11 protein-coding genes are annotated in these 11,757 nt (G+C 71.7%); 5 read left to right on the plus strand and 6 right to left on the minus strand.

Features of this window, described 5'->3' with window-relative positions; genetic code table 11:
• Positions 1-231: 231 nt before the first annotated feature.
• Together ACWEVN_RS41325 and ACWEVN_RS41330 are read right to left on the minus strand one after the other, a co-directional pair.
• Complete coding sequence (locus ACWEVN_RS41325) at positions 232-1,548, minus strand: DUF2079 domain-containing protein (RefSeq protein ID WP_452054920.1); 1,317 nt, start codon at positions 1,546-1,548, stop codon at positions 232-234.
• 56 nt (positions 1,549-1,604) lie between these two features.
• Positions 1,605-2,933 carry a sensor histidine kinase gene (locus tag ACWEVN_RS41330; RefSeq protein ID WP_452054921.1) on the minus strand — a complete coding sequence of 443 codons (1,329 nt, stop codon included), beginning with the start codon at positions 2,931-2,933 and terminating at the stop codon, positions 1,605-1,607.
• Positions 2,934-2,996: 63 nt separating this feature from the next.
• On the opposite strand from ACWEVN_RS41330, the gene ACWEVN_RS41335 reads away from it, so the two are divergent.
• Positions 2,997-3,833 (plus strand): maleylpyruvate isomerase N-terminal domain-containing protein, encoded by an 837-nt coding sequence (locus tag ACWEVN_RS41335; RefSeq protein ID WP_452054922.1) that lies wholly within the window; start codon positions 2,997-2,999, stop codon positions 3,831-3,833.
• 6 nt (positions 3,834-3,839) lie between these two features.
• On the opposite strand, the gene ACWEVN_RS41340 is transcribed toward ACWEVN_RS41335, so the two are convergent.
• Positions 3,840-4,820: a small ribosomal subunit Rsm22 family protein gene (locus tag ACWEVN_RS41340; protein WP_452054923.1), complete on the minus strand. Its 981-nt coding sequence runs from the start codon at positions 4,818-4,820 to the stop codon at positions 3,840-3,842.
• 197 nt (positions 4,821-5,017) lie between these two features.
• Between ACWEVN_RS41340 and ACWEVN_RS41345 the strand changes: the two genes are divergently transcribed.
• The 4 genes from ACWEVN_RS41345 to ACWEVN_RS41360 all read left to right on the plus strand — a co-directional run bounded on the left by ACWEVN_RS41345 (position 5,018) and on the right by ACWEVN_RS41360 (position 8,062).
• Positions 5,018-5,443, plus strand: a complete 426-nt coding sequence (locus ACWEVN_RS41345; RefSeq protein WP_449688049.1) for a YciI family protein — start codon at positions 5,018-5,020, stop codon at positions 5,441-5,443.
• A 2-nt stretch (positions 5,444-5,445) separates the two neighbouring features.
• A complete protein-coding gene (locus tag ACWEVN_RS41350; protein WP_449688054.1) occupies positions 5,446-5,796 on the plus strand; it encodes a YciI family protein in 351 nt (116 codons plus the stop codon).
• A gap of 39 nt (positions 5,797-5,835) precedes the next feature.
• Positions 5,836-7,101 (plus strand): RNA polymerase sigma factor, encoded by a 1,266-nt coding sequence (locus ACWEVN_RS41355; RefSeq protein ID WP_452054924.1) that lies wholly within the window; start codon positions 5,836-5,838, stop codon positions 7,099-7,101.
• A gap of 79 nt (positions 7,102-7,180) precedes the next feature.
• Entirely contained in the window at positions 7,181-8,062 is an 882-nt protein-coding gene (locus ACWEVN_RS41360; RefSeq protein WP_452054925.1) for an SDR family NAD(P)-dependent oxidoreductase, read from the plus strand.
• Here ACWEVN_RS41360 and ACWEVN_RS41365 read toward each other — a convergent pair.
• From ACWEVN_RS41365 to ACWEVN_RS41375, 3 genes are read right to left on the minus strand one after another with little or no spacing between them, the layout of a single operon-like run.
• Positions 8,059-8,613 carry an HD domain-containing protein gene (locus ACWEVN_RS41365; RefSeq protein WP_452054926.1) on the minus strand — a complete coding sequence of 185 codons (555 nt, stop codon included), beginning with the start codon at positions 8,611-8,613 and terminating at the stop codon, positions 8,059-8,061. The two genes, ACWEVN_RS41360 and ACWEVN_RS41365, sit on opposite strands and share 4 nt — an antisense overlap.
• 10 nt (positions 8,614-8,623) lie before the next feature.
• Complete coding sequence (locus ACWEVN_RS41370; protein ID WP_449688046.1) at positions 8,624-10,312, minus strand: L-lactate permease; 1,689 nt, start codon at positions 10,310-10,312, stop codon at positions 8,624-8,626.
• Positions 10,313-10,342: 30 nt separating this feature from the next.
• Positions 10,343-11,125, minus strand: a complete 783-nt coding sequence (locus ACWEVN_RS41375) for an IclR family transcriptional regulator (RefSeq protein ID WP_086837775.1) — start codon at positions 11,123-11,125, stop codon at positions 10,343-10,345.
• Positions 11,126-11,757: the final 632 nt, after the last annotated feature.

Genomic DNA, 11,757 nt, shown 5'->3' on the forward strand with positions numbered 1-11,757 from the left:
AGCCCAAACGCCCCAAAGTGGCGTTCGGTGCGTCAGATGCACCCAATGTGGCGTTCGGTGCGTCTGACGCAACCAACGCCACATTGGGGCGCTTGGGGACAGGGCCTGGCGTCACTCGATCGAGTGAAGCGCGGACCCGGGCGTCATTCCTGGCGGAGGGTTCCCTCTTCTTCGGTGCGGCGGTAACCGGCCGGCACGCCCCCCGACTGGCCGGTTACCGCTGCGAGTTCCCTACTCACGGTGGAGCAGCACGATGGCGTCCGTCCCGTCGACCCGCAGGTACCCCGTGGTCTCCAGGTCCGCCAGTGCCGCCGCCTTCGTCGCGAGTGTCGTCGGCCAGGACTGTTCCGGCTGAGCCACGACCACCCACTCCGGCCGCTCGTCCGTCACGCCGTCGAAGAACAGCACCGTGCAGCGGGACGTCAGGTGCGGGGCCAGGCGGTTGGACGCCAGCACCGTCGCGCCGTCGGGGATCCGCGCCAGGACGGCTTCGATCCCCGCCCGCTGCGCCGGCGTCCAGACGCCGTCGGTCAGGTGCGCCGCCTGCAGGCCGAGCGAAGCCAGCCCGGCGACCACCGCGCACACCGGCACCCACCGGGCGAGCCGGCGGGCGCCGTGCACGCCGGCGAGGAACACGATCGGCATCAGCACCGCGCTGTAGTGGTAGCCCAGGCCCCAGTAGCGGTCGTTCGCCGAGACCAGCCGCCACAGGAGCGTCGGCACCGCCAGGAGCAGCAGCGGTGACCGCAGCGCCGCGAACGCCGTCGGCGCGAGCAAGGCCAGCAGCATCGAGACCTTGACGATGGCCCCGCCGAACGGGTTGAAGCCGCTGCCGTGCGCGTACGCGCCCGCCGGGTTCAGCGCCGGCAGCACGACCAGGAACAGCAGCGCGGACGTCACGACGCCGAAGACGATCACCGTCCAGCCGAGCCGCCGCTGCCGGTTCAGCACCAGCACCACGCCGACCGCGGCGAGCGTCAGCGGCAGGTCCTCCTTGACCAGCACCAGCGGCAGCGCGCACCAGACCGCGGCCCGCCACCGTTCGTGCAGCAGGTGCTCGGTGGTGAAGGCCAGCATCGGGACGGCGAAGCAGACCTCGTGGAAGTCGAAGTTGACGGCGGACAGCAGACCCCACGACAGCACGTACCCGGCGCCCACGAGCGCACCCCGGCGGGCGCCGAGCAGCCGGCTCGCGCACCGCGTCACCGGCACCGCGGACAGCGCGAACAGCAGGGCCTGGGCGACCAGCAGGCACCCCGGTGACGGCCAGAGCAGGTAGAACGGCGCCAGTACCGCCAGGATCGGGTGGAAGTGGTCGCCGAGGGTCGGCCAGTCCGCGCCGAGCAGGTCCGACACCGGCCAGTGCCCGTGCGCGTAGGACCGCACCGCCTGTTCGAAGATCCCCAGGTCGAACCCGCTCGCGTCGAACGTCCGCAGCCGCTGCAGCGACCAGCCGGCATACCCGGCGAAGGCGACCGCGGCGACGACGGAGGGGATCGCGCGGGTTTCGCGCGTGCGCGCGGGGGACGGCGCGAGATCGATCAGCATGGCGGGATGCTCGTGCGGCCACGCTGAACCGGAGCTTAAGCAAGCTGAAGAGGTCTTCAGGCAAGCGGCAAGCGCAGCTCCAGGCAGGCGCCGGACGTGCTCTCCGCGACGCGCAACGTGCCGCCGTGCGCCCGCGCGATCTCCCCGGCGATCGCCAGGCCGAGCCCGGAGCCGCCGTCTTCGCGGGCGCGGTCGTCGTCGAGCCGCACGAACCGGTCGAAGACGCGCTCGCGGTCCTCGGCCGGGATGCCGGGCCCGTCGTCGCGCACGGTCAGCACGGCCTGGCCGCCGGAGGCGGCGAGCGTGATCGTCACCCGGCTCTCCGCGTGCCGCTCGGCGTTGTCGACCAGGTTGCGCAGGACGCGCTCCAGCCGTCCCGCGTGCCCCTGCACCACCGGGTCGTCGTGGAGGTCCGGGCGCACCTCGACGCCGTCGCGAGGGAGCCGCTCGGCCAGGTGCCCGGTGACGAGGTCGGCGAGCGCGATCCGGGTGGTCCCGGCCGGCCGGCCGGTGTCGAGCTTGCTGAGCAGCAGCAGGTCCCCGGTGAGGGTTTCCATCCGCGAGACGTCCAGGACGGCGTTTTCGAAGCTGTGGCGCCAATCGAGCTGGTCGGGGTGGGCGAGCTGGACCTCGAGCTGGGTGCGCATCGACGCCAGCGGCGTGCGCAGCTCGTGCGAGGCGTCCGCGGTGAACTGACTCTGCCGCTGCACGGACCGGTCGAGCCGCGCGAGCATCTCGTTCATCGTGACGGCGAGCTCGGTGATCTCGTCACCGGAGTCGGGCACGGGGACGCGGCGGCCGAGGTCGGTCGCGCGCACGCCGTCGACCTCGGCGCGGATGGCCCCGACCGCGCGCAGCGACCGCCGCACGGCGAACCAGGCGACGGCGCCGATGAACAGCGAGGCGGCCGGCACCCCGCCCCAGAGGAGCTGCCGCGCGGTGGCCACCGTCTCGAGGCCGACGGGGTCGAGCTCCTCCGCGGACACGACCGCGTAGTGGCGGTCCTTCGTCCGGGACGTGCGGTAGAGCTGGTCGTCGAGGCCGAACGGCTGGACGATGACGCAGTCCGGCCCGTAGACCCGGACCGGCTCGCTGCCGGAGAACTTCTCCGGGCGGCCGAGCGAGCAGTCGGCCGCCTGCAGGCTGATCATGTACCCGCCGCCCTTGGGGTACCGCTTCGGCACGTCGGCCGGGGCGACGCCCGCGTTCAGCAGCGCGAGCAGCGCGTCGGCCTTGTCGCTCGCCCGGGCGCCGGCGTTGGGTTCGAGGCTGCTCTGCAGCGCGTTCACGAACCAGTACGCCCCGAAGCCGAGCACGACGGCCGACGCGAGGGCGGCGAAGAGGGCGACCCGCCACCGGGTCGACCGGGGCAGGATCCGGGCCACCCGCAGAAGATAACCGCACCTTCGAAGAACCGGGTGTGGCCTCCGCCGCCTACCGTTTTGTCTGTGACGAATGCACAGTGGGAGGCGGTGCGGACCGCGCTGGCGGAGACCGGCGAGCGGTTCGCGGACATCGTGGAGAACGCGCCGGACCCGGGCGCCAAGGCGATCGGGGTCTGGTCGGTCGCCGAGACGGCGGCGCACGTCGGCTGGATCGCGCACGTCTACACGGCCCTGGTGCACGGCGACGGCCGCTCGCTGCCGTTGCCGGAGCTGGAGGAGCAGATCGCGAAGGCCACCATCGAGACGGTCTCGGCGATGAACGACGTCGCGCAGGAGGCCTACCCCGAGCGTGACCCGCGCCTGCTGGCCAAGCAGTTGCGCGCGGACGTCGCCGAGCTGCTGCGCGCCGGCGGCGAGTACGGCCCGGACAAGGTGATCGACTGGCTCGGCGGCAGCCGGGTGCCGCTGCCCGGCCTGTTCGCGCACCTGCTCAACGAGCTGGAGATCCACGGCCACGACATCGCCCGCGCGAGCGGGCAGGAGTGGCGGATCGAGGCGGCGCACGTGGGGATGTTCCTGGACCTGTTCTTCACCGGCATGGTCCGCAACGACCTCGGACGCCTGCTCGCCCACGCCAAGCCGTCGCCCCGCCGGGTCGCGGTGGAGTTCCGGTCCGACCACACGGCGCCGGTGATGCTGGTGCTGCAGCACGGCGAGCTGCGGGCGGAAGAACCCGACGGCACGGCGGACGCGCGCCTGACCTTCGACCCGGCCGTCCTGGTGCCGATGATGTTCGGCCGGATTTCCCCGCTGCGCGCGGTGGGCACCGGCAAGGTCCGCGTCGGCGGCCGCCGACCGTGGCGGCTGCCGGAGTTCCTCCGCACGGTCCACATGCCGTAGGCCGGGTCAGGCGGAAGACCAGCCGTCGCCCCATTCGGCGTCGCGGGCGTCCCGGTAGCGCGGGCCTTGCTTCTTCGAAACCGCCACCCCCGGCTTCAGCCCGTCGGCCGTGCAGAGGTCCAGCGCCACCCAGCCCTTGTGCTTCTTCGGGTGCCGGATGATCCGCGCGTCCGGCGGCTCGGGCCGGAGCCGCGACGCGACGACGTAGGAGAACTTCTCGTCCTCGAACCCGAGCGTGCCCGCCTTCAGCCGCCGGTGCAGGCCCGAGCGCGGCAGCCGCGCGGCGAAGTGGCACCAGTCCCGGCCGGGCACGATCGGGCACGCGCCGTCGTGCGGACACGGCGCGACCACGTGCAGGCCGAGCTCGATCAGCTCGGCCCGGGCGGCCCGGATCCGTTCGTAGCCGGCCGGCGTGCCTGGCTCGATGAGCGCGACCGTGGTGGCTTCGGCGGCCAGCCACCGCACGACGTCGGTGCGCGTGGCGTCCGGCAGTTCGCCGAGTACGTAGGAGAGCGTGACGAGGTCGGCGTCGGGGGCGGGCGACGCCGGATCGACGAACCCGCGCCGCCACTCGGTGTTCCGAACCGCGCCCCGGCTGCTGCCGGAGGCGAGCCGCTTGCCGAGCCCGATGGCCCCGGCGACCTGCTCCAGCACGGAGCACTCGGCCAGCGAAGGCCACACGTCCGCGGCCGCCCACACGGCGGCACCGGTGCCCCCGCCGACGTCGATCTGGGTACGCGGCTCGAAGCCGGGAGCGCGTAGGGCGGCTTCGGCGAGGACGGCGTGTACGGCGGCGTAGGTGGCCGGCATGCGATAGCCGGCGTACGCGGCGACGTCGGCTTCGGAGCTGAGGATCGGCGAAGTGGCCGCATCACCCTGGCGGTAGCGCGCGCTGAGGCGATCGACGGACTGGGTCAGCCGGGCCACGGGGTGCCGGGCGAGCTCGTCGTCGAGCGCGGAGGAGAGATCATCGGGGAGTACCGCCACGACGGGCAGATTAGCCGGGTGCCCCCGCGCACGAGCGCGGCGGCCGGTGCGGCCGGCCGGTGATCCGCGGTCCGGTTTGTCCCCCGGAATCGGTCCTGAGCTGCTAGTTTTCCCGCGCCAAAAGTTTTTTGCGACGGCTGTCGATCCGGCGCCCGGCCGTTCGACGCGTAGGCAGAAGCGAACGAAGGGAGACCGCGGTGCGGTTCATGGTGATCGTCAAGACCAACGAAGACTCCGAGGCGGGCAAGGGCCCCAGCGCCGAGCTGCTCGAGGAGATGGGCAAGTTCAACGAAGAGCTGGTCAAGGCCGGTGTCCTGCTCGCCGGCGAAGGGCTCACCCCGAGCTCGCAGGGTGCGCGCGTCATCTTCTCCGGCAGCGAGGAGCCCAAGGTCGTCGACGGCCCGTTCGCCGAGACCAAGGAGCTCGTCGGCGGCTTCTGGATCCTGCAGTGCCGGGACCGCGAAGAGTGCATCGAGTGGATCAAGCGGATGCCCAACCCCGAGGGCCAGGCCGGCGAGGTCGAGATCCGGCGGGTCGCCGAGGCGTCGGACTTCGAGAACATGACGCCGGAAGTGGCCGAAATGGAGGGCCGGATGCGGGCCCAGTCCGCCGGGCCGGCGTGACCATGCGGTTCCTGGTGATCGTCAAGGCCAGTCCCGAGTCGGAGGCACCCGGGTTCCAGCCCAGCGCCGAAGAGCTGACCGAGATGACGAAGTTCAACGAGCGGCTGTTCGCCGAGGGCCGGATCGAGCTCGCCGAGGGGCTCACGTCCAGCGCCGACGGCTCGCGCGTGCTGTTCCAGGGCGACGCGGAGCCGAAGGTCATCGACGGCCCGTTCGCCGAGACCAAGGAGCTGATCGCGGGGTTCTGGGTGCTCAAGGGCGAGTCCCTCGAGGAGATCGTCGAGCTGATGAAGCAGGTCCCGAACCTCGGCCCGGGCGAGGGCGTGCTGGAGATCCGGCCGATCGACGAGTAGTGGGTTGCACCGCGGAAGATCACCCTGTCTGATGGCCGGGTGACGGTTGCGGACGCCCGGAGAACGGTCGAAACGGTCTGGCGGATCGAGTCGCCGCGCCTCATCGCGGGCCTGGCCCGGATGGCTCGCGGCGACGTCGGTCTCGCCGAAGAACTGGCGCAGGACGCGCTGGTCGCGGCGCTGGAGCAGTGGCCGGACGCCGGCGTGCCCCGCAACCCCGGCGCGTGGCTGATGACGATCGCCAAGCGCCGCGCGGTCGACCAGTTCCGCCGCAACGAGCGGTACGCGGAGAAACTCGAGGAGGTCGGGCGCGATCAGCGGCTCGGCGACGGCGTCCTGCCCGACTTCGACGCGGCGCTCGACGACCACATCGAGGACGACGTCCTCCGCCTGCTGTTCGTCGCCTGCCACCCGGTGTTGAACACGCAGGCGCGGGTGGCGCTGACGCTGCGCATGCTCGGCGGCCTGACCACCGACGAGATCGCGCGCGCCTTCCTGGTCCGCGAATCGACGATCGCCCAGCGGATCGTCCGGGCGAAGAAGGCCCTCGCCGCGGCGAAGGTGCCGTTCGAGGTGCCGGAGGGCGACGAGCGCGTCGCCCGGCTGTCGTCCGTGCTCGAGGTCATCTACCTGGTGTTCAACGAGGGCTACTCGGCCACGCGCGGAGACGACTGGATGCGGCCGGCGCTCTGCGAGGAGGCGATGCGGCTCGGCCGCGTGCTCGCCGGGCTGATGCCGGGCGAGTCGGAGGTCCACGGCCTGGTGGCGCTGATGGAGCTGCAGGCGTCGCGCGCGACGGCCCGCACCGGCCCGAACGGCGAGCCGGTGCTCCTGCTGGACCAGGACCGCGCCCGCTGGGACCGGTTCCTGATCCAGCACGGCCTCGCGGCGCTGACGTTGTCCGAGCACATCGCCGAAGGCGCGTACGGCCCGTACTCGGCCCAGGCGGCGATCGCGGCGTGCCACGCCCGGGCGCGGACGGCCGGGGAAACGGACTGGGCCCGCATCGCGGCGCTCTACGAAGGCCTCGGGAAGCTCCAGCCGTCCCCGGTGATCGAGCTGAACCGCGGGGTGGCGGTGGCGATGGCGTACGGGCCGGAGGCGGGCCTGGAAGTGGTCGACGCGGTTGCCGGCGACCCGGCGCTGAAGGACTACCACCTGCTGCCCAGCGTCCGCGGCGACCTGCTGGAGAAGCTCGGCCGCCGCGCGGAAGCCGAGCAGGAGTTCCGGCGGGCCGCGGAGATGACGGAGAACTCCCGCGAGCGCGCGCTGCTGCTGGACCGCGCGACGGCGGTCGCCGGCTGAGGCGTCTCTCAGGCGGATAGCAATACTATCCATTTCAGATAGTTAGACTATCCGAATGGAGGGGACTGTGGGAAAAACTGTGACCAGGCGGGCTGTCCTGGGCGGCGGTGCCGCGAGTGCGGCGGCCGTGCTCGCCGGGGCGTCGAGCGCTTCGGCTTCGGCTTCGGCTCCGGTGCAGGGCCGGTTCGACGGCAAGGTCGTGCTGATCACCGGCGCCACCTCGGGCATCGGGCGGGAGGCCGCGCTCGCGTTCGCGGCCCAGGGCGCCCGGGTGGGGTTCTGTGGCCGGCGCGCCGAACTCGGCCGTGAGGTGGAGCGCGAGCTGCGCGGCCGCGGGTGCTACGTCCGGGCCGACGTCCGCGAGCCGGCCCAGGTCGAGTCCTTTGTGGACGCGGTGGTGCGCCGCTGGGGCCGGCTGGACGTCGCGTTCAACAACGCGGGTATCACGCTCGCGAAGCCGCTGCACGAAATCGGCGTCGACGAATGGGAGGACGTCCAGCGGACCAACGCGCGCGGGGTCTTCCTCGCGATCAAGCACGAGGTCCCGCACCTGCTCGAAAACGGCGGCGTCATCATCTGCACCGCGTCGTCGCAAGCCGAGCACACCCGGCCCGGGCACGCGGCGTACACCGCCAGCAAGCGGGCGATCCAGGGCATCGTGAAGGCCGCCGCGCTCGACTACGGTGCTCAGGGAATCCGGGTGCTGTCCATCGACCCGGGGACCACCGACACCGCGTTCGTCCGCCCGGCGGGCATCCCCGACGACCAGTGGGCGCAGTTCAAGCGGGCGTGGGGCCCGCTGAACGTCCACGGCCTGCCGAGGATGGCGGAGCCGAAGGAGATCGCCGCCGCCGTGGTCGCATTGGCGTCGCCCGACTTCTCCTACCTCACGGGGACGTCCGTGCTGGTGGACGGCGGCCTCGGCACCGGACGCCCGATGGTCATGCCGCCCCGCGGTTAGCGGCCGCGCCAGGCGAGCGGGGACAGCGTCATCGCCGCCTCGGCGACCTTCCTCGCCGTCTCCGTCTTGAGGCCCTTCCGCGCCGACTCGATCCACTCGTCGACCGGCCGGACGCCGATGTCCCGGTACTCCAGGGCCTGCAGGAGCATCTCCAGCTTGTCCGCGTCCTTGGCGCACAACGCTTCCGCGGATTTCCGCGTCTCGTACTCGTCGACGGCCTCGCGAACCAGGTCCCGGGACCGCTCGGGGAGCGAGGCCGTCTGGTCGGCGGTGATCTGCCGCGGCTCCGGCTTGCGCAGGTAGTCGCCCGCCGTCAGCGGGAGGTCGCCCGTGCGCGTCTCCTGCGTGTCGTGCCACAGCGCGAGGAAGGCCGCCCGCTCCGGGGACGCGCCTTCCTCCGCCGCGAGCAGCGCCGCGAGCTGGGCGGCGCGCAGGCTGTGCTCGCCGACCGACTCCGGGTCGCGGACCCCCGCGTGCCACCAGCCCGACCGGCGGACGCGTTTGAGGAGCCCGAGCTCGTAGCCGAACGAGGCCAGCGCTTCAGACGTCATGCCGCCCAGCCTAGGGCGACGGGATCAGCGCCGTCAGGATCGTCGCCTGGAGGAGCGAAATCACGCCGACCACCGCGGTGAGCAGCAGCGACCACAGGAACGTCTGCCGCAGCAGCGATCCCTCCTTACCGCTCTGCCCGATTGCCGTCGCGCCGATCGACAGGTTCTGCGGCGAGATCATCTTGCCCATCACGCCGCCCGAGGTGTTCGTCGCGCCGGCCAGGATCGGGTTCAGGTTCAGCTGCTGCGCCGAGATCACCTGCATCGGGCCGAACAGGCTGTTCGTCGACGCGTCCGAGCCGGTCAGGAACACGCCCAGCCAGCCGATGTAGGCCGAGAACAGCGGGAAGACCACGCCGGTCGTCGCCAGGGCCAGGCCCAGCGTCTGCGTCGCGCCCGAGTAGTTCATCACGAAGGCGATCGCGAGGATCATGAAGATCGTCGCCAGCGCCCAGCGCATCTGGTGCAGCGTCTTGGCGTACGTCGTCAGCAGCAGTTTCGCCCGCCCGCCCATCGCGAACCCGGCGATCACCGCCGCGATCAGCGCGACCGTGCCGGGCGAGAAGAGGAAGTCGACGGTCAGCGTCGCCGCGTACGGCGCGTTCTTCGCGGTGATCGGCGGGTGCTGGACGACGTGGTTGTGCAGCCCCGGCCAGGCGAAGACCCAGTCGGCCTGGTGCAGCAGCTTCGTCAGGTCGAGCCAGGTGGGGAGGTTTTTGAAGATCGTCCCGATCCGCGACAGGAAGATCGCCAGGATCAGGATGATGTAGGGCATCCACGCGTACAGCGCGCCGCGCTCGGCCTGGGCGGCGCCGAGGCTCTTGGCCGGGGTGGCTTCCTCGCCGTCGAAACGCCACACCGTCGCCGGCTGCCAGAAGCGGGTCAGGATCCACAGCGCGGCCATCGCGGTGAGCGCGGCGAGGACGTCGACCAGGCTGGCGCTGATGTAGTTGGACGCGACGAACTGCATGGCCGCGAAAGCGAGCCCGGCGGTCAGCACGGCCGGCCACACCTCGAGCATGCGCTTCCAGCCGGCCAGGACGACGACCAGGAACGCCGGGATGATCAGCGCCAGCAGCGGGACCTGGCGGCCGACCGCCGCCGAGAAGAGCTCGGTCGCCTGGTCCTGCTTGAGGTGCAGGATCGGCGCGGTCAGCCGGCCGAGCACGATCAGCGGGTTGCCCAGGCCACCGAACGCGACCGGCGCGGTGTTCGCCAGCAACGCCAGCACGACGGCTTTCACCGGCGGGAACCCGAGCGCGGCCATCATCGCCGCGGTGATCGCGATCGGCGACCCACCGCCGGCGACCCCTTCGAGCAGCGCGCCGAAGCTGAACGCGATGAGCAGCGCCTGCAGCCGCCGGTCCTCGCTGAACCCGGCGAGCACCCGCTTGATCGCGTCGAACCGGCCGGTGGCGACGGTGACGTTGTGGAAGTACACGGCGTGGAAGGCGATCCAGGCCACCGACCACACGCCGAACACGATGCCCATCGCGGCGGAGTCGAACGCCAGCGCGGCCGGCATCCGGTAGAGCAGGAGGGCGACGCCGAGCGCCGTCACCAGCGCCAGCGCCGCGGAGAGGTGCGCGGAGAACCGGATCACCCCGAGTGAAACCAGCAGCACGATGATCGGGAGCGCGGCGAGCAGCGCGGAAAGCCACAGCCCGCCCGCCGGCTGGTAGTCCTGGATCCAGGTCACGGTCGGCTCCTTTGCCGGTTTCGCGGGTGGTCAGGCCGGCCGGCTCCGGACGTACCCGAGCCGCAGCGACAGGGCGGCGGCGGTCCCGGCCACCGAGGCCCCGAGTTCGTCGAGCCGCCGCAGCACGCGCGGAGCGGGCCCGGCGATGCTGATGGCGGCGATCGGCCGCCCCGAGTGATCCCGCACGGCAGCGGCGACGCACCCGACATCGGGCTCGTTCTCGACCTCGTCGATCGCCCACCCTCGGCGGCTGGTCTTCGCGAGCTCGTCGAGCAGCCGGTGCGGGTCGATGATGGTCTTGAGGGTGAGCGAGTCGAGCTTCATCCGCCGCACCCGTTCGAGCCGATCGGCCTCGGGCAGCGCGGCGAGCCACGCCTTTCCGAGCGACGTCGCGTGCTGCGGCCGCCGAGTGCCGAGCCGGCAGGCGAGCGTGACGGCACTGGCACTGCGTTCGGTGGCGACGTAGACCATGGTGTCGTTGTCGGGAACGGCGAGGTAGGTGGTTTCGCCGGACCGTTCGGCGAGCGAGGCGAGGTACCGCGGAGCGCACCGGTGCAGATCGGTGGCGGCCATCGCCCGGGCCCCGAGTTCGACGAGCCGCGTGCCGAGCCGCACCCGCCCGGTGACCTGGTCGGCTTCGAGGTACTCGAGGTTCTTGAGGGTGCCGACGATCCGGTAGGCGGCGCTGCGGGAAAGCCCCAGTTGCCGCGCGATCGCATTGGTGGAAATCTCCTGGTGCCGCCCGACGTGCTCCAGCACGGCAAGCCCGCGTTCGAGAGTTCCGCTTTGTTCGAGCCCGCGCTCCGGTCCCACGACGCCCTCCATTTCCCGCTGAGCGGCACGCCTTTCCGCTGGCTGGGGTTGGACGGTAACACCTCCGATGTATCTGCGGTAGATCTTGGAAAGTTTCGCAACAATGCGAGTAGTTGTGGATGCCAATTGGTTCAACATCCGATGGTTAAGTTTCCTACCTATGGCGGTTGCGCGGCTCCGAGCGGCGTCGTTCGACACGTTCGACAGGTGGGTTGTTCAGATGTGTGAATGTGCGGCCGGTTGTCCACGGGGTGACGGCAATGTGGACAAAGCGGCGGTGATGGGCGTTCTTTCGCCGTTGTTGTCGGTCGGCGCCGATACGCTGGACCCGGGGGGCGCCCCCGCGGGTGGTGGTGGGTCGCCTTGGCCGAGTGGCTTGGTGCCCGCCGCGCTGCGACCCCGGGCGAGCGCTCTCTGCGGGATCTCCGCCTGATCGGCGCGGCCGGCGGGTGGCTTGGTGCCCGCCGCCTGCGACCCCGTGCGGGCGAGCGTCCTCTGTGGGATCTCCGCCTGATCGGCGCGGCCGGCGAGTGGCTTGGTGCCCACCACCCCGAAGCTCGATTGTCACTACGGACGGTGGTGGGGGGGGGGTGGGGGGCTGTGTTGGGTTTTTACGCCCCCCCCGCCCGCGG

Source organism: Amycolatopsis sp. NPDC003861, assembly GCF_053605405.1.

What these genes read in the sequence shown, in the direction of transcription:
- ACWEVN_RS41325 (WP_452054920.1), bottom strand. Translation starts at nt 1,548, where the DNA reads ATGCTGATCGATCTCGCGCCGTCCCCCGCGCGCACGCGCGAAACCCGC.
- ACWEVN_RS41350 (WP_449688054.1), top strand. Translation starts at nt 5,446, where the DNA reads ATGCGGTTCCTGGTGATCGTCAAGGCCAGTCCCGAGTCGGAGGCACCC.
- ACWEVN_RS41365 (WP_452054926.1), bottom strand. Translation starts at nt 8,613, where the DNA reads ATGACGTCTGAAGCGCTGGCCTCGTTCGGCTACGAGCTCGGGCTCCTC.